The organism is Streptomyces sp. NPDC052496, from assembly GCF_040679095.1.
Taxonomy (GTDB): Bacteria; Actinomycetota; Actinomycetes; order Streptomycetales; family Streptomycetaceae; genus Streptomyces.
Window position 1 is genome coordinate 406,170 of record NZ_JBFAUH010000001.1, and the last position, 17,031, is coordinate 423,200.

At 69.7% G+C, this 17,031-nt stretch carries 18 protein-coding genes; 11 read left to right on the forward strand and 7 right to left on the reverse strand.

The genetic code is table 11. The annotated features are described in order from the left end of the window. Positions 1-3: 3 nt before the first annotated feature. Genes AB0L45_RS01885 through AB0L45_RS01895 form a run of 3 tightly spaced genes read right to left on the reverse strand, consistent with a single transcriptional unit; the run spans position 4 to position 2,703 of the window. Complete coding sequence (locus tag AB0L45_RS01885; protein WP_365835040.1) at positions 4-393, reverse strand: YwqJ-related putative deaminase; 390 nt, start codon at positions 391-393, stop codon at positions 4-6. Positions 394-397: 4 nt separating this feature from the next. Next, complete coding sequence (locus tag AB0L45_RS01890; RefSeq protein WP_365835042.1) at positions 398-862, reverse strand: SUKH-3 domain-containing protein; 465 nt, start codon at positions 860-862, stop codon at positions 398-400. Between the two features lie 20 nt (positions 863-882). Further along, the gene (locus AB0L45_RS01895) at positions 883-2,703 is read right to left on the reverse strand and encodes a YwqJ-related putative deaminase (RefSeq protein ID WP_365835044.1); all 1,821 of its coding nucleotides are present in this window, start codon (positions 2,701-2,703) and stop codon (positions 883-885) included. A 177-nt stretch (positions 2,704-2,880) separates the two neighbouring features. Here AB0L45_RS01895 and AB0L45_RS01900 point away from each other — a divergent pair, with 177 nt between their 5' ends. The 3 genes from AB0L45_RS01900 to AB0L45_RS01910 are packed head-to-tail and all read left to right on the forward strand — an operon-like array spanning position 2,881 to position 6,634. Next, positions 2,881-3,438: a (2Fe-2S)-binding protein gene (locus tag AB0L45_RS01900; protein ID WP_365835046.1), complete on the forward strand. Its 558-nt coding sequence runs from the start codon at positions 2,881-2,883 to the stop codon at positions 3,436-3,438. After that, on the forward strand, positions 3,435-4,460 hold the full coding sequence (locus AB0L45_RS01905; RefSeq protein WP_365835048.1) for a xanthine dehydrogenase family protein subunit M: 1,026 nt from the start codon (positions 3,435-3,437) through the stop codon (positions 4,458-4,460). The genes AB0L45_RS01900 and AB0L45_RS01905 overlap by 4 nt, the downstream gene beginning before the upstream one ends. Continuing rightward, complete coding sequence (locus AB0L45_RS01910; RefSeq protein WP_365835050.1) at positions 4,457-6,634, forward strand: xanthine dehydrogenase family protein molybdopterin-binding subunit; 2,178 nt, start codon at positions 4,457-4,459, stop codon at positions 6,632-6,634. Before AB0L45_RS01905 ends, AB0L45_RS01910 begins: the two co-directional genes overlap by 4 nt. Positions 6,635-6,694: 60 nt before the next feature. Here the strand turns inward: AB0L45_RS01910 and AB0L45_RS01915 are convergent, their stop codons facing one another. After that, positions 6,695-6,970, reverse strand: a complete 276-nt coding sequence (locus AB0L45_RS01915; RefSeq protein WP_365835051.1) for a hypothetical protein — start codon at positions 6,968-6,970, stop codon at positions 6,695-6,697. Positions 6,971-7,114: 144 nt separating this feature from the next. Between AB0L45_RS01915 and AB0L45_RS01920 the strand changes: the two genes are divergently transcribed. Beyond that, a complete protein-coding gene (locus AB0L45_RS01920) occupies positions 7,115-7,744 on the forward strand; it encodes an SUKH-4 family immunity protein (protein ID WP_365835053.1) in 630 nt (209 codons plus the stop codon). Here the strand turns inward: AB0L45_RS01920 and AB0L45_RS01925 are convergent. From AB0L45_RS01925 to AB0L45_RS01935, 3 genes are read right to left on the reverse strand one after another with little or no spacing between them, the layout of a single operon-like run. Next, a complete protein-coding gene (locus AB0L45_RS01925; protein ID WP_365835055.1) occupies positions 7,738-7,935 on the reverse strand; it encodes a DUF397 domain-containing protein in 198 nt (65 codons plus the stop codon). The two genes, AB0L45_RS01920 and AB0L45_RS01925, sit on opposite strands and share 7 nt — an antisense overlap. A 34-nt stretch (positions 7,936-7,969) precedes the next feature. Further along, entirely contained in the window at positions 7,970-8,197 is a 228-nt protein-coding gene (locus tag AB0L45_RS01930) for a DUF397 domain-containing protein (RefSeq protein WP_365835057.1), read from the reverse strand. Then, a complete protein-coding gene (locus tag AB0L45_RS01935; RefSeq protein WP_365835059.1) occupies positions 8,194-9,075 on the reverse strand; it encodes a helix-turn-helix transcriptional regulator in 882 nt (293 codons plus the stop codon). The genes AB0L45_RS01930 and AB0L45_RS01935 overlap by 4 nt, the downstream gene beginning before the upstream one ends. Before the next feature lie 159 nt (positions 9,076-9,234). Between AB0L45_RS01935 and AB0L45_RS01940 the strand changes: the two genes are divergently transcribed. From AB0L45_RS01940 to AB0L45_RS01970, 7 genes are all read left to right on the forward strand, one after another. Further along, positions 9,235-9,666 (forward strand): ATP-binding protein, encoded by a 432-nt coding sequence (locus tag AB0L45_RS01940; protein WP_365835061.1) that lies wholly within the window; start codon positions 9,235-9,237, stop codon positions 9,664-9,666. A gap of 132 nt (positions 9,667-9,798) precedes the next feature. Continuing rightward, positions 9,799-10,935 (forward strand): ROK family transcriptional regulator, encoded by a 1,137-nt coding sequence (locus AB0L45_RS01945; RefSeq protein WP_365835064.1) that lies wholly within the window; start codon positions 9,799-9,801, stop codon positions 10,933-10,935. A gap of 217 nt (positions 10,936-11,152) precedes the next feature. Continuing rightward, positions 11,153-12,490 carry an ABC transporter substrate-binding protein gene (locus tag AB0L45_RS01950; RefSeq protein WP_365835066.1) on the forward strand — a complete coding sequence of 446 codons (1,338 nt, stop codon included), beginning with the start codon at positions 11,153-11,155 and terminating at the stop codon, positions 12,488-12,490. Between the two features lie 12 nt (positions 12,491-12,502). After that, on the forward strand, positions 12,503-13,492 hold the full coding sequence (locus AB0L45_RS01955; protein WP_365835068.1) for a sugar ABC transporter permease: 990 nt from the start codon (positions 12,503-12,505) through the stop codon (positions 13,490-13,492). A gap of 6 nt (positions 13,493-13,498) precedes the next feature. Next, positions 13,499-14,410: a carbohydrate ABC transporter permease gene (locus tag AB0L45_RS01960; protein WP_365835070.1), complete on the forward strand. Its 912-nt coding sequence runs from the start codon at positions 13,499-13,501 to the stop codon at positions 14,408-14,410. Between the two features lie 7 nt (positions 14,411-14,417). Next, complete coding sequence (locus AB0L45_RS01965; RefSeq protein WP_365835072.1) at positions 14,418-15,710, forward strand: 6-phospho-beta-glucosidase; 1,293 nt, start codon at positions 14,418-14,420, stop codon at positions 15,708-15,710. 23 nt (positions 15,711-15,733) lie between these two features. Then, positions 15,734-16,750, forward strand: a complete 1,017-nt coding sequence (locus AB0L45_RS01970) for a BadF/BadG/BcrA/BcrD ATPase family protein (protein WP_365835618.1) — start codon at positions 15,734-15,736, stop codon at positions 16,748-16,750. The last annotated feature ends 281 nt before the right edge of the window (positions 16,751-17,031 follow it).

Genomic DNA, 17,031 nt, shown 5'->3' on the forward strand with positions numbered 1-17,031 from the left:
CCGTCAGGCTCCGACGAAAGCCACGCCCAGCCGGTCCAGCAAGGACTGACAGGCAGCACAAGGCGCCGTCGACTGCCCGTGGTCCGGGTCGCCCTCTTCACGGATCATCTTGGAGACCATCGCGGCCCCGGTGAAGTACGGAAGAGCCTCCGCGAGGGAAATTGACGGCCGGCCCGGACGCTCCGCGTCGAGACCCCACAGCTGGTCAGAGATCAGCGCGGACTCCGCGCAATAACCGAGAAACGGTTCGCGCATCTCGACCGGAAGGCCGTCGAAGAACTCGCGGACAGCCGGATGCAGATTCGGCTCACCGTCACCGCTGAGGTTCGTATGGCTGTACACCTTTCCTTGCACGAGCAGCGAGGAGGCCGTACCGGGGATGATGCCGGACATAGTGTTAATCCAACTCCTGAAGGTTGTTCACGATCCAATTCCCGAACGCTTCGTATGCATCGCTTCCGAGGAAGAAGAAGCCGGACCAGTGCATGTAGTAGAACTTGCCCGACTCGTCCATCAGCACTCTCGCCCCTTCCGGTTCTTCGTACCCCACCCGGAACAACCTGGTCCCGAGTTCACCGGAACGCTCCGACATCTCCTCGAAGTCACCCGAGTGGCCACCCGCCGGGTTCACTACCAGAATCTCTTCGGGATCGATGGGATTCCGCAGGTCGAGAAGGCCGAAAGAATGCAGGAACTCCACAGCGGCGGGCACGGGAGGGGTCGGAAATCCCTCCTTCTCCGACTGGGCAACAGCCATGTCGACGAACTGATCGATGGTCTCCGAAACATTTCGGCCGACCTCCCAGCCGTTCCCGGCCAGCCACTGCTCCACTTCGCTCTTGGGCCACCCCGGAATGACCATACCTCTCACCTTTCGAACGCCTACCTGTGTGCGACGATTCCCAACGCATGCATCATCGGCCCGCACGTTGTGCACGGCTTCTTGTAATCACCGTGTGAAATACTCACGGGCTCCTCGCCAGGATTCTTTGACGGCTTGACGTCATCACCTATCTGGCGCGTATGCATGATTCCCCCTTCGAGTGCCCGACGAGCATCCTCCGGGGTTCTTATCTTAGTGCCATCCGGATCCATCTGATGAAGGCGGTCCGATATGAGGGAGACTTCGGCACACTTGCCATGGTTCGACGGGACGTTCCTCCCCTGGTCTCGGTATCCACCTGCGATGCCATCCAATACTTGTTGCAGCGCCGGATGCGCCCGTGGATGTTTCTGTGGCTGCCGAACCGGGACTCCCGCTGCGATCTCCTGCGGCGTGCGTGAGATCTTACGCTGGACGGAACTTGTGTGCGCCGTTATGAGGCCGTCATGCAGGAAACTGCCGGCACACCCTTCCCGACGGTAGTCCTTTCCCGGAAAGGGGTTGTTCTGCCCTCCCTTTTGAGCCTTGTCCGCGAGTTCCCTCGCTTGGTTCTCCAAATGGTCGAGTTGGGTCTTCGGATCCAGGTGCGAGACATCGACCGGGTCGGTTCGGTAGTGCCGCATCTGATCGGCACTGTGCCCGTGCCACCAAGGATCCCGTGCCCCGTCCCCGTTCCCGCCGGTCTTTCCCTTACCGGGCGGGCGGCCTCCGCCGCCTCCCCCGCCGGCGTCCGCGCCCTTCGGTCCCTTCGGGTGCGGCTTGCCTCCCTTGCCGAGACCTGAGAAGTGACTGGAGAGTTTCTGATCGTTCTCCTTGTGGTTCTTGGCCATCTGTTTGACGCCGCGGGTCATGTTGTCGTCGAGGTGTTTGGCGGATTTCTTGACCGCGTCCTCGATGCCGTCGATGACCTTGTCGAGCATGGTGTTGGCCGCGTCCGCGATGGCGTCCTTGCCGCGGGTGCGGCCGTGGTGATGCTTGGCGCGGCCGATTTTGCCGCCGGCGTTGGTGCGGAAGTGGCCGCCGGCGCTCTGCAGGCCGGTGACGGCCTTGTCGTGGGCGTCGTGGTCGAAGGTGAAGCCGCCGCTGCCCCCGGCACCGCCGCCGCCTCCGCCTCCCGCGCTCAGCAGCTGCATGGGATTGTCGGCGGCGGACTTGGCGGCGTCCTTGGCGCCCTGGACGCCCTGGCTGAAGCCCTCCTTGCCCGCCTTGGCGGTCTGGCTCAGGTCGACGCCGTCCTTGACGCCCAGCGCGTTGGCGCCGAGCTGGACGACGAGGTCGCCGACCATCGCGGCCAGGGCCTCTTCGACGGGGGTCAGGGCGATGCTGACGACCTGTTCGGCGACCTGCCGACAGACCTCCTTGAACAGGCGCTTGACGATCACGCGCGTGGCCTGGGTCGCGCCCAGCGCGCCGAGTTCGGACAGGCCGAAGGTGAAAGGGGCGGCGGCCTGGGCGGCGATGACCTCGGCGGCCAGGATGCCCAGCTGGACGATCGCGCCGAGCTTGGCGCCCTCGATCAGGACGGCGACGCCGTCCAGGGCGGTGGCCGCCAGTTCGCCGCACTGGGCGAGCTTCGCCAGGTGCGTACCGTTGATCTTGCTCCAGTGGGCGTTCAACGCCTCGGCCGCCTGCCCGCCGCCCGCCGAGGAGACCAGCGCCTGGACCGCCTCGTGCGCCTGGCTCGCGCCGTCGTTGATGTCGCCGGCGAACTCCCGCATGGCCGTCGCCATCTCGCGGTAATCGTCCTCGTCCACATTCGGCCAGGACACCCCGATGATGTCGAGGATCTCGTCGGCCCAGCCCGGCAGCACCACACCCATGCAGAAAACGCCCCCCGTCGAACACCACCGAACCCACTGGTAACAGCCCGGAGGACGCTGCCACCTGCGTAAACGGTTCTTCAAGGAGAGAACGAGCCGACATCTTCGGCAGGTCCCCCGGCCGCCCCGCCGCTCCCCCCGTCACCTGTATGCAGTCGTTTACCGCCCGATCTCCGGGTGACTCGGCTGACCATGGAGACCGAGATCAAGCTGCGCGTCGACGGGCAGGAGTACGAGGTGACGGTGGATTCGCGTACCACCGTGCTCGACGCGCTGCGGGAGCGGCTGGGGATCACCAGCCCCAAGAAGGGGTGCGATCACGGGCAGTGCGGGTCGTGCACCGTGCTGCTGGACGGGCGGCGGGCGACGACCTGTCTTGCGTTGGCCGTGTCGTACGACGGAGCGGAGATCGTCACGGCCGAGGGGCTGGGGGGCGGGGGCGGGGAACTGCATCCCGTACAGCAGGCATTCGTGGATCATGACGCGCTCCAGTGCGGGTACTGCACCCCGGGCCAGGTGTGTTCGGCGGTGGGTGTGCTGCGGGAGGCGGCGCAGGGGTGGCCGAGTGCGGTGACCGAGGTGGGTGCGGAGGGGGGCATCGCGCCGGAAGCGCTGGGGCATGAGGAGATCGCCGAGCGGATGAGTGGCAATCTGTGCCGTTGCGGGGCGTATGTGAATATCGTTCCCGCCGTTGCGGCTGCTGCCGAGGCCACGGCCGAAGGGGTGGACCGGTGAAGCCGTTCCGGTACGAGCGTGCCGCCGACGCCGCCGGGGCCGTGGCCGCCGTGGCGGCGCACCCCGGGGCCGCGTTCCTGGGTGCCGGTACGAATCTCGTCGACCATCTGAAGCTCGGCATCGCCTCCCCCGACCTGCTGGTCGATGTCACGCGGCTGCCCATGGACCAGGTGGAGGAGCTGGACGGCGGTGGCCTCCGGGTGGGCGCGAACGTGCGGAACGCCGACCTCGCCGCCCACCCCGCCGTACGTACCCGTTACCCCGTCCTCTCCCAGGCCCTGCTCTCCGGGGCATCCGGGCAGCTCCGCAACCTCGCGACGACCGGCGGCAACCTCCTCCAGCGCACCCGCTGCGCCTACTTCCAGGACCCCAGCGCCCCCTGCAACAAGCGCGACCCCGGCTCCGGCTGCGCGGCCCTGGAGGGCTGGACCCGCTACCACGCCATCCTGGGCGCGTCCTCGCACTGCGTGGCCGTGCACCCGTCCGACATGGCGGTGGCCATGACCGCCCTGGACGCGGTGGTCGTGACGCTGGGCCCGGACGGTGAGCGCCGGATTCCGCTGACCGAGTTCCACCGGCTGCCGGGCGACGCGCCGCACCGCGACACGGTCCTGCGGCACGGCGAGCTGATCACCGCCGTCGAGCTGCCCGCTGTCCCGTATGCGGCCCGCTCCCGATACCGCAAGATCCGCGACCGTGCCTCGTACGCCTTCGCGCTGGTCTCCGTGGCGGTGGCGCTCGACCTGGAGGACGACGGCCGCACCGTACGGGAGGCCCGTATCGCGCTGGGCGGGATCGCGCACAAGCCCTGGCGGGCCGAGCGTGCCGAGCAGGCCCTGCGCGGGCTGCCGGCCACCGAGGAGAGCTGCCGTACGGCGGCCGAGGCCGAGACGGCCGACGCGCATCCGCTGCGGGACAACGCGTTCAAGGTCCCGCTGGTCCACAACACGCTGGCCGCCGTCGTACGCGAGCTGGTGCCGGAGACGCCGGCGGTTCCTGGCGGCCTGGAGGGGACACGATGACGAGTACGTTCGAGAGCCGGGCCGGGGACCGGGACACGAGTGGGGTGGGGAATCGCCCATCGGATGACCCGGCTCGCCCCCGTGCGGTCGGCGCCGACCAGGAGCGCTCCGACGCCCGCGACAAGGTGCTCGGCCGGGCCCCGTACGCCTTCGAGCACCCGGTGGAACGTCCCTGCTACGCGCACGCCGTGCTGTCCGCCATCCCCCGTGGGCGCATCACGGCCATCGACACGGAGGCCGCGCGCCAGGAGGACGGCGTCATCACCGTACTGACGCACGAGAACGCCGAGCGGCTGGCGTCCACGGACGACGCGGAACTGGCGGTCCTCCAAGAGCCCGAAGTGGCCTTCCGGGGGCAGGTCGTGGGGGCGGTGATCGCCGAGACGCCGGAGGCGGCCCGGGAAGCGGCGTCGCTCGTACGGATCTCGTACGCCGAGGAACCGCACGCATCCGAACTGAAACCGGGCGAAAGTGAGCTGTACCGGCCGGAGACGGCCAACGGTGGTGCGGGTACGGACAGCGAGCTGGGCGACCTGGACGCCGCCATGGAGGCGGCCCAGGCGGACCCGGGCGCGGTCGCGCTGGACGAGACGTACACGACCGCGATGACCCACTGCAACCCGATGGAGCCGCACGCGACGATCGCCGTGTGGCAGGGCGACGAGCTGACGCTGTACGACTCGTCCCAGAGCGTGCACGGGCACCGCGACACACTGGCCGAGGTGTTCGGTATCGACCCGGCCCGGGTGCACATGATCTGCCCGTACGTCGGCGGCGGTTTCGGCTCCAAGGGCGAGCCGCACGCCCACTCGGTGGTGGCGGCGCTGGCCGCGCGGGCGGTGCCCGGACGGCCGGTGAAGCTCGCACTGACGCGGCAGCAGATGTTCACCCTCGTCGGTTACCGCACCCCCACGTACCAGCGGGTCCGGCTCGCGGCCGGCGCCGACGGGCGACTGACCGGCATCGGTATGGACGCCGTCGAGCAGACCTCGCGGATCAAGGAGTTCGCCGAGCAGTCCGCCAACCCGACCCGGACCATGTACGCCGCGCCGCACCGCAGGACCACCCACCGCCTGGCGGCGCTCGACGTGCCCGTACCGTCCTGGATGCGGGCGCCCGGCGAGTGCCCCGGCATGTTCGGGCCCGAGGTGGCGATGGACGAACTCGCCGAACGCCTCGGCCTGGACCCGGTCGAGCTGCGCATCCGCAACGACGCGCCGTACGACCCGGAGTCCGGCAAACCCTTCTCCAGCCGCAACCTGGTCGCCTGCCTGCGCGAAGGCGCGCGCCGCTTCGGCTGGCAGGGGCGCGATCCGCGCCCGGGCGTACGGCGGGACGGCCGCTGGCTGGTCGGTACGGGCGTCGCCTCCTCCGCCTATCCGGTCAACCGGGTGCCCGGCTCGGTCGCCGCGGTCCAGTACCGGGACGACGGGCGCTACCGGGTCGGCATCGGGGCCGCGGACCTGGGCACCGGCGCCTGGACCGTACTCGCCCAGATCGCCGCCGACGCCCTGGACGTCCCGCTCGACCGCGTCGAACTGCGCCTCGGCGACACCGCGCTCCCGAAGGCGACCGTCGCGGGCGGGTCCTCCGGGACGGCGATGTGGGGTTCGGCGATCGTGGCGGCGGCCCAGACGTTCCGCAAGCGCCACGGCCACGACCCGTCACCCGGCGACCACGCCCAGGCCGAAACGCCCGGCAACCCGCACGCGGAACGTTTCGCCATGCATGCCTTCGGGGCGCAGTTCGTCGAGGTACGGGTGGACGCCGACACCGGCGAGGTACGCGTCCCCCGCCTCCTCGGCGTCTTCGCCGCCGGCCGCATCATCAACCCGCGCACCGCGCGCTCCCAGCTGATCGGCGGCATGACGATGGGCCTGTCCATGGCCCTCCACGAGGAGACCGTGACGGACCCCCGCTACGGCCTCCTCGTCAACCACGACCTGGCGAACTACCACGTCACGGCCAACGCCGACGTCCACACCATCGAGGCCCACTGGATCGACGAGGACGACCCGTACGTCAACCCCCTGGGCGCCAAGGGCATCGGCGAAATCGGCATCACGGGCACGGCAGCGGCCGTCGTCAACGCGGTCCGGCATGCGACGGGGGTCCGGGTGCGGGAGGTGCCGGTGACGTTGGACAAGGTGTTGGAGGGGATGCGGGTGGGGTGAGGGACGCGAACCGAAGTCGCCCCGCCCCCTTCCCCTCTGTACCTGTGCTCAAGCGAGCGGTCAGGCTGGGTCATGCGGAGGTGGGGCGGCACGGAGTGTGCAGTGTTCTCCGGGGGCGGCCGCACCCCTGCAAGCCGGAGCCCTCTCGCAGCACAACGCGTGCGCCCAGAACTCCGGCAGCTCGTGGAAGATCAGGTCGTTGTCGTCATCGAACACCAGGCCGCTCCAGGCGTGGTTGATTCGCGCGACGGCCTCGGCCGACGGGATGCCGAAGCGCTGCACCATCTCGTCGGCGATGTCCCGCAGGTACGCCTCGGCCGGCGGGGAGACCGCCATACTGAAGACGCCTGAACCGGCCGCACCACCCGTTACGTCCACATCCCCACCCCGCTGTCGATGGCTTCTCGGCCCATTGTCAGTGCCGTGCGGTTCACTGGTCACAGGTGGACGAATCGGTGACGGAAGTACGGGGGCCGGCTGATGAGTGAGAGCGTGCGGCAGGAGAGCCGTGGGGGTGTGGGCCGGGAGGCGCTGCTGGCGGCTGCCATGGAGCCGACGGCGGAGTGGCTGGAGTCGGTGTTCGGCGCCGGCTCGCTGTGGCGGCCGGCGGAGGACGCGCTGCCCGCGCGGCTGGAGGACGAGGAGAGCCGCAGGTTCCTCACCGAAGTGGGCTTCCCCTCGGTGCACCTGGACTTCATCGACTTCAACTCCACCGCCCTCGCCCAGGACGGCCCGTGGTCGGAAGACCCGGACGAGCTGTTCGGCAACCGCTACCCGGACGACGACTCCCCGCCCAAGTCGTACGCCTACGGGATGGGCGACTCGATGGGGTACAGCCTGATGCTGCTGGGCGACACCGGCAGCATCACCCTGTACGACCCGAACGGCTGGGACCACGCCGCGGGTTACGCGGGCCACGTGATCGACAGCCTGCCGCTGCTCGCGGGGGTGCTGGGCCTGCTGGCGTCGTACGAGGACCGCCTCGTCGGCGACGACGAAACCGATCGGGAGGCTGCCCTGCGCGAGGTCCGGGAGCTGATCGACCGGATCGAACCGGTCGAGGACTGCCGCTTCTGGGAGGAGATATTCGAGTGGCTGGGGGATCAGTAGCGGGACGCTTTCAGAGCCGTGAGGAAGGCCGCCCAGGCGGGTGCGGGGAAGAGGAGGTGCGGGCCGTCGGGGCGCTTGCTGTCGCGGACGGAGACGGGTGAGCCGGTCGGGAGGCCGTCGGCTATCTCCAGGCATTCCCCTTGACCGCCGCTGTGGGTGCTCTTGCGCCAATCACCGCCTGCGGGACTCACGACCCTGACACCTCGACAACGGACGCTGTGACGGTCATATCTGACCGGGCCGCGCAGGCACTTCACCCGCCGTACGAGCCGAAACGAAATCGGTGAAGGACGCCCAGGCCAGGGTGGAGAACCGCAGGTGCGGGCCGTCCGGGCGCTTGCTGTCGCGGACGGAGACGGGTGAGCCGGTCGGGAGGCCGTCGGCTATCTCCAGGCATTCGTCCTGCCCGCCGCTGTACGTGCTCTTGCGCCAGGTGATGTCTGAGGGGTTCACGCTCGGTGCTCCTTGGCGATGCGTTTGATCCGGGTCACTGATTCCGCGGGTGAGAGGGCAGACGTACGGGCATCGGCGAACAGCTCGCGGTAGCGCGACACCCCCGGTTCCCGCTCCAGCCAGACCGCACCGGTGGGGTTCTCCGCTCGTACGACATCCAGCGCCGACACCTGCGGGAAGCTCAGCAGCAGGTACGGCCCGAACATACCTGCGTGTGCGCCTCGGGAGAACGGCAGGACCTGAACCGTGACGTTCGGTTCCTCGGCCATCGCCGCAAGGTGTTCGAGCTGGGCTCGCATCACCGTCGGGCCGCCGACCTGCTGGAGCAGTACGCCTTCGGTCACCACGGCCCACATGGTGAGCCTCGGCTCGTTCGTGAGGCGTTGCTGACGAGCCAGTCTGACCTGGACGAACTGCTCGATCTCTTCCGGAGAGTGCCACGCCCTGGATGCCACGGTGACGGCTCGCACGTAGGCCGGTGTCTGCAGGAGGCCCGGGACAAGTTGGCATTGGAAGGTCTTGATGGAGTCGGAGACCGCTTCCAAGGCGATGTAGTCGCGGTAGGTATCCGTCAGCACCTCCCCGTACTGGTTCCACCAGCCTTCTCTCCGGCGGCGGTTGGCGACGCGAGCCAGAGCTGTGAGACGCCTCAACGTGTCCGCGTCCCGCACGCCGTACGTGTCCAGCAGGGCCACGAGGTCCGGCATGCGGAGCGGTACCCGGCCGTTTTCGATGCGGCTGATCTTTCCCTTCGTACAGTCCAGCGCCTCAGCCGCAAGGGCTGTGGACAGCCCCGCCGCCTCGCGGAGCATGCGCAGCTCATCGCCCAATTGCCTGCCCAGGACGGTCGAGGGATGCGCCGCCGATTCCAGCACCATCAGTCCAACCTCCTTGCGCGTGCGCCAAGTTTGGATGGTCGATGTCGCCTGGCTCAACACCGCTTCACTCGTTCGTGGAAGCGTTCAACGTTGCATGAGTCTCCGTCCCAGGTGCAGTCTGCTGAGGGTTCGTTCTCGCACCCTCAGAGGGGCTTCGCCATGACCGAGAGCCTGCTTCCCCCTGCCTCCGTCACCCACCACTTCAGCCGGAACCGGCGCAGTCCCCGCCTGGCGCGCGCGGCCTTCCGCGCATGGGCCGCCGTGCAGAACCTCGCCCCCGCGACCGCCGAGACCGGCGAGCTGGTGATCGGGGAGCTCGCCGCGAACGCCGTCCTTGCCGCCACCGGCCCCGGACGACGGATCGAGATCCGGTTCTCGCTGGTCGACGGCGCACTGCGCATCGAGGTGTCGGACGCCGGGGACGGGACGCCCGTCGTCCGCTCGCCCAAGGTGCTGGACGAGCACGGCCGGGGCATGGTGCTCGTCGACGTACTGGCGGACGGCTGGGGCGTGGCGGGCCGGCCGGGGCCGGGCAAGACCGTCTGGGCCGTGCTCAAACTCAGTGGTCCAGACCCATTGACGGGGTGCTGACGCGGCGCCTACGTTCCTGTGCATCGATTGGAAACTTTCTTAACAGATCGCACGGCGAGAGGTGGGGCGGGCGTCATGGCCGGAGGGCAGGGCGGGCAGGGGACTCCTGGGACGCCGCGGGTGTTGCGGGCCATGAACGACCGGGCCGCGCTCGACCTGCTCGTCTCGCAGGGGCCGTTGACGCGGACCCAGATCGGGGAGCTGACCGGGCTGTCCAAGCCCACCGCGTCGCAGCTGCTCGGGCGGCTGGAGGCGGCCGGGCTGGTGCGGACGACGGGGAACGTGACCGGGCGGCCGGGACCGAACGCCCAGCTGTACGAGGTCAACCCGGACGCCGCGTACGTCGCCGCGCTCGCCGTCGACCCATGCGGGATCACCGCCGCGGTCGCCGATGTCACCGGGCAGGTGCTCGGTGAGGAGCGGATCGGTACGGACGCCGTGGACGAGGACGCCCAGGACAGGACGGCGCGGCTGGTGGCGGCGGCCGTCGACGGGGCGTTGGCCAAGGCCGGGCTGGCGCGGGAGCGGTTGCACGGGGCGGTGATCGGGACGCCGGGCGCGCTCGATCCGCAGACCGGTGTGCTGCGGTACGCGCCGCACCTGCCCGGCTGGCAGTCGCGCACGCTCCGGGAGGAGCTGGCCGGGGTGCTCGGCGTGCCGATCGTCATCGAGAACGACGTGAATCTGGCGGCGGTCGCCGAGCAGCACGACGGCGCCGCGCAGGATTTCGACGACTTCGTGCTGGTCTGGGCCGACGAGGGGGTCGGTGCGGCCATCGTGCTGGGCGGGCAGTTGCTGCGTGGCGCCACGGGCGGCGCGGGCGAGATCGGCTACATGCCGCTGCCGGACGCACCGCTCGCGCGGGACGGGGACCGCAGCGCGGCCCGGCCGGACGCCGGCGGGGGCTTCCAGCGGCTCGTCGGGGCACCGAGTGTGGTGGAGCTGGCGCGGGAGCACGGGGTGCGGGACGCCCGTACGGTCGGCGAGGCGCTGGCCGACGACGGGGTGCGTGCCGAGGTCGCGCGGCGCTTGGCGACCGGGCTGGCGGCGGTGGTGGCCGTCGTGGACCCCCGGCTGGTGGTGCTGTCCGGTGAGGTGGCCCAGGCGGGCGGTGAAGCGTTGCGGGAATTGGTCGAGGGGGAATTCACCGGGCTCGCGCTGCCCCGGCCTGAGCTCCGGCTCAGCAATATCGGGGGGAATCCGATCCTCATCGGCGCACTGCGAACGGCGCTCGCCGAAGCGCGTAACACCGTGTTCGACACGGCCTGATGGGACGGTACGGGGATCGCCACGTCAGGCCCGTAACGGTCCGGCCGCTCAGGCCCGTAATGGCCCGGTCGCCCAGATCCGTAATGGCCCGGGCGCTCAGGCCCGCAACGGGCCGATTATCCGCCGGGCACCTCGGCGGCGGAAGCGCCGTCCGCCCCGCCCCTTTCACCACCCGCATCACCTTCTGTCATCACCCCTGCCGTAAAGGAAGTCCGCCATGCGTCCGCGTATGCGCATCTGCCTGTCGGCGGCGCTCGCCGGAGCCGGTCTGATTCTTTCGGGCTGTGCCAATCCGAGCGTCGGCAGCGATCGCGACGATCCCACCCAGCCCGTCACGCTGAAGTTCTGGCACGGCTGGGCCAACGCGTCCGAGGTGAAGGCGATCGACGACAGCATCGCCCGCTTCGAGAAGCTGCATCCCAACATCACGGTGAAGACGGTCAACAACGTCACCGACGCGACCGTGAACCAGGCGCTGCGCGCCGGCGGGGACGACGCCCCTGACGTGGTGTCGTCGTTCACGACCAACAATGTCGGGCAGTACTGCTCGTCGGGGATGTGGGTGAATCTCGACCCGTTCATGAAGAAGACGGGCGTGGAGAAGGCGAAGGTGTTCCCCAAGACGCTCCTCGATTACACGAGTTATCAGGGGAACCAGTGCGCCCTGCCGCTGCTCGCGGACTCGTACGGGCTGTACTACAACAAGGACGCGTTCAAGGAGGCCGGTATCGAGCGGCCGCCGCGCACCATGTCCGAGTTCAAGCGGGACGCGGCCAAGCTGACCAAACGGAAGCCGGACGGGTCGCTGGCGCGCGCCGGGTTCGTACCCAACTTCCGGCTGTACCAGAACAGTCCGGACCGGCTGTTCGCCCAGTGGGGGCCCACCTACTTCGACCGCAAGGGGAAGGCGCACCTGGCGAAGGACCCGCGCAGCAAGCAGTTCTTCACCACGCAGCGGGAGCTGATCGACGCGCAGGGCGGGTATGCCGCGCTGGAGAAGTTCCGTACGACGTTCGGTGACGAGATGTCCTCGCAGAGTTCCTTCATGACGCAGAAGGCGGCGATGCATCTGGACGGTGAATGGCGTGGCCTGATGCTGGAGGAGGGGAAGGCGAAGTTCGACTGGGGGTCGGCGCCGCTGCCGGTGCCGGACGACCAGGCGGACACGTACGGCCGGGGCTTTCTGACCGGCACGGTCGCGGGCATCGCGCACAGCAGCAAGCATCAGAACGCGGCGTGGGAGCTGGTGAAGTTCCTGACGATGGACACGGACCAGGTGGTGCGGTTCGCCAACGCCATCCACAACGTGCCGTCCACCTTCGCCGCGCTCAAGTCACCGAAGCTGGACGCCGACCCGTCGTTCCGTACGTTCCTCGACATCGCGCGGAATCCGCACAGTACGGCGCTGCCGCCGTCCGTCAACGGCGGGCAGTACGTGGTGTCGCTGCAGGACTTCTCGTACGACGTCGAGGCCGGGAAAGTGCCCGACCTCGACAAGGGCCTGCGCGAGCTCGATGCCCAGATAGACGCCGACAATCTCCAGTCCGTGAACTGACGGAGTCCTGCCATGTCCCTCGTCGAATCCTCCGAGCGCCGGGCGGCCACCGCGCCGCGCCCGAAAGCGCCCGCGCTGCGCCGTAAGCACACGCGTCAGCGGCTGCGTACGCTCGGTTTCCTCTCCCCCTGGCTGGTCGGTTTCAGCGTCTTCTTCGGCTATCCGCTCATCGCCACGGTCTATTTCTCGTTCATGCACTACAACCAGATTCAGCAGCCGTCATTCGTCGGCCTGCGGAACTGGAAGTACGTCTTCACGCAGATGCCGCTGTTCGGTCCGGCGCTGTGGAACACGCTGTGGCTGGTCGTGGTGATGGTCGCGCTGCGCGTGGTCTTCGGCCTCGGCGTCGGCATGCTCGTCACGAAGATCAAGTCGGGCGTCGGCCTGTTCCGAACGGCCTTCTACCTGCCGTATCTCGCGCCGCCGGTCGCGGCGACGGTCGCCTTCGTCTTCCTGCTGAACCCCGGCACCGGCCCGGTCAACGGGCTCTTGGAGGCCGTCGGCATTCCCGCGCCCGGCTGGTTCAACGACGCGGCCTGGGCGAAGCCGTCGCTGGTCCTGCTCTCCCTGTGGGGCATCGGCGACCTGATGGTGATCTTCATGGCGGCGCTGCTGGACGTGCCGAAGGAGCAGTACGAGGCGGCCGAGCTGGACGGGGCCGGCGCGTGGGCGAAGTTCCGGTACGTGACCTGGCCGTCGATCACGCCGATCGTGATGTTCGCGGTGGTCACCGGGGTCGTGCAGACCATGCAGTACTACACGCAGGCGCTGGTCGCCGGGAAGCTGGCCTCCGGCGTGAACATCGGCCCCGGCTCGGTCATCCAGCCCGGCTACCCGGACCACTCCACCCTGACCGTGCCGCAGCTCGTCTACTCGCTCGGCTTCCAGAACTTCAACACGGGCGCCGCGTGCGTGCTCTCGCTCGTGCTCTTCGTGATCGCGATGGCCGTCACCACCCTGCTGATGCGCAAGCGCGCCGGCCTGCTCCCGGCGGAGGACTGAATCGACATGACCACGACGACCCTGAGAGCGGGCAGCGCCCCCGCCCGTAACGCCGGCTCCGCCGGCCGGGGGCCCGCCGCGGCCCGCGCCCGCCGCAAGCGGCTGCTGCACTGGACGGCCGTGCACGCGGTCGCGATAGCCGCCGCGCTGTTCTTCGTCCTGCCGTTCGTGTTCGTCTTCCTGACCTCCGTCATGAGCGACGAACAGGCGATGAGCGGCGAACTGTGGCCGCACGAATGGAACTGGTCGAATTACGCGACGGTCTTCACCACGCCCGGTTTCCTGGACTGGTGGAAGAATTCACTGATGTACGCGGGGCTGGGCACGCTGTTCACGGTCTGCTCGGCGATACCGGTGGCGTACGCGCTGGCCAAGTTCCGGTTCCGTGGCCGGCGTACGGCGATGGTCCTGGTGATCTCGACGATGATGCTGCCGCCGCAGGTCATCGTGATCCCGATGTATCTGGTGTGGGCGCAGCAGCTCCATCTGTCGGGCTCGCTGTGGCCGCTGCTGATCCCGATGGCGTTCGGTGACGCGTACTCCATCTTCCTGCTCCGGCAGTTCCTGCTGACCATTCCGCAGGAATACCTGGAGTCGGCGAAGGTGGACGGCTGCGGCGAGGTCCGTACCCTGCTGCGCATCGTCGTGCCGATGGCGAAGCCGGGGATCGCCGCGGTCGCACTGTTCCAGTTCTTCTACTGCTGGAACGATTATTTCGGGCCGCAGATCTACGCCGCGCAGAACCCCGCCGCCTGGACGTTGAGTTACGGACTCGAATCGTTCAAGAGCGCGCACAACGTCAACTGGAACCTGACCATGGCCGCGACGCTGCTCGTCATGGCCCCCGTCATCATCGTTTTCTTCTTCGCGCAGAAAGCCTTCGTCGAAGGCGTCACGCTCACCGGAGTGAAGGGCTGATCGATTCATGCTGTCGTCCGCCGGGGGAACGCCCCCGCACCCCCACCTCAAGATCGCCGTGGTCGGCGGAGGCTCGACCTACACCCCCGAACTCATCGACGGTTTCGCCCGGCTGCGCGACGCCCTGCCGCTGGCGGAGCTGGTCCTGGTCGACCCGGCCGCCGACCGGCTGGACCTGGTCGGCGGCCTGGCCCGGCGGATCTTCGCCCGGCAGGGGCACCCGGGCCGGATCTCCTGGACGTCCGACGTCGACGCCGGGGTGGACGGCGCCGACGCGGTCCTGCTCCAGCTGCGCGTCGGCGGGCAGGCGGCCCGCAACCAGGACGAGACGTGGCCCCTGGAGTGCGGCTGCGTCGGGCAGGAGACCACCGGGGCGGGCGGCCTCGCCAAGGCGCTGCGCACCGTCCCGGTCGTCCTGGACATCGCCGAGCGCATCCGCCGCCGTAACCCCGACGCGTGGATCGTGGACTTCACCAACCCCGTCGGCATCGTCACCCGGGCCCTGCTGTCGCACGGCCACAAGGCCGTCGGCCTGTGCAACGTGGCCATCGGCTTCCAGCGCAAGTTCGCGCGGCTGCTCGGTGTCGCGCCGGAGCGGGTGGAACTGGAGCACGTCGGGCTGAACCACCTGACGTGGGAGCGGTCGGTGACGGTGGACGGCGAGGACGTGCTGCCCCGGCTGATCGCCGAGCACGGCGCGGCCATCGCCGAGGACCTGCACATGCCGCGTTCCCTCGTGGAGCGGCTCGGCGTCGTACCGTCGTACTACCTGCGCTACTACTACCAGCACGACGAGGTGGTGCGGGAACTGCGCAGCAAGCCGTCGCGGGCGGCGGAGGTCGCGGCCATCGAGCAGCAGCTGCTGGAGATGTACGGCGACCCGTCGCTGGACGAGAAGCCGGAGCTGCTGGGCAAGCGCGGCGGCGCGTTCTACTCGGAGGCGGCCGTGGCGCTGACCTCGGCACTGCTCGGTGACACCGGGGACGTGCAGATCGTCAACACGTTCAACAACGGAACGCTGCCGTTCCTGCCCGACGACGCGGTGATCGAGGTACCGGCGACGGTGGGCGCGGGCGGTGCCGCGCCACTGCCCGTACGGCCGCTGGAACCGCTGTACTCCGGGCTGATCGCCAACGTCACGGCGTACGAGCACCTCGCGCTGGAAGCGGCCCTCAAGGGCGGCCGGGACCGGGTCTTCGAGGCGCTGCTCGCCCACCCGCTCATCGGCCAGATCGCGTACGCGGACCGGCTGACCGACGAGCTGATCGCGCACAACCGGGAGCACCTCACGTGGCTCTGAGTGACGGTGAGGGGGGCCGGGCGGTGTCCGGGGAGGCGCGCGCGGCGGTCGCCGGCGGGCCGGGTGCCGACGGGTTGGCGCTCGCCGTCGACGCGGGCAACAGCAAGACCGACGTGGCGCTGGTCGGCGCGGACGGGACGGTGCTGGCCACGGCACGCGGTGGCGGTTTCCAGCCGCCGGTGGTCGGCGTGGCGCGGGCCGTCGGCGACCTGGCCGTACTGGTGGACGCGGTACGGGAACGGGCCGGCGTGACCGGCCCGGTGGGCCAGGTGTCGGCCTACCTGGCCAACGCCGACCTCCCCGCCGAGGAGAGCGCGCTGGCCGCGGAGATCACCTCGTACGGCTGGGCCCGTACGGTCACCGTCGCCAACGACACCTTCGCGCTGCTGCGCGCCGGGCTACCGGACCACGGCGAGCCGGTCGGTGTCGCGGTGGTGTGCGGCGCCGGCATCAACTGCGCCGGCCTGGGGCACGACGGCCGCACCGCCCGTTTCCCCTCCGTCGGGCGGCTCTCCGGCGACTGGGGCGGTGGCGGGCACCTGGCCGAAGAGGCCCTGTGGTGGGCCGCGCGGGCCGATGACGGACGCGGTGAGCCGAGCGCGCTCGCCCGGGAGGTACCCGCCCACTTCGGGCTGGCCACCATGCCGGAGCTGATCGAGGCCCTGCATCTCGGTCTCCTCCCCCGCGAGCGCCGTTACGAGCTGACGCCGTTGCTCTTCGCGGTGGCCGCCGCCGGTGACGCGGTCGCGCGGGCCCTGGTGACGCGGCAGGCGGAGGAGATCGCGCTGCTGGCGTCGGTGGCGCTGGACCGGCTGGGCCTGCTGGACGAGCGGACGCCGGTGGTCCTGGGCGGCGGCGTGCTGGCCGCGCGGCATCCGCTCCTGCACGACCAGCTGACCCGCCTGCTGGCGGAGCGCGCCCCGAAGGCGGAACCGCGCGTGGTGACGGCGCCCCCGGTGCTGGGGGCCGCGCTGCACGCGCTGGACCGGGCGGGGGCGGGGGCCGGGGCGTATGAGCGGGTGCGGGGGGAGTTCGGCTAGAGGGGTGGGGGGCGGCGGGGTTCGGGGGGGGCGGGGCGTGGGGTGGCGGGGCGTGGGGCGGTCCCGTGCTCGCGCGCTCGGAAGGGCCGCGCTCCTCGGTAGTTCGGGCGCGGGCCCACGGGCTCGCCCGGCCGTATGCCGGAAACCCGTACACGCGTGCTCATTTCGGGAACCGCGCCCGGTGGGGCGGGCGTGGAGGAAGGCGGGGGACACGGAACGCCCGTCGAACAGGAGGATTCGGCGGGGCCCGATCCGCACATGATCCAGGCAATAACGGTGTG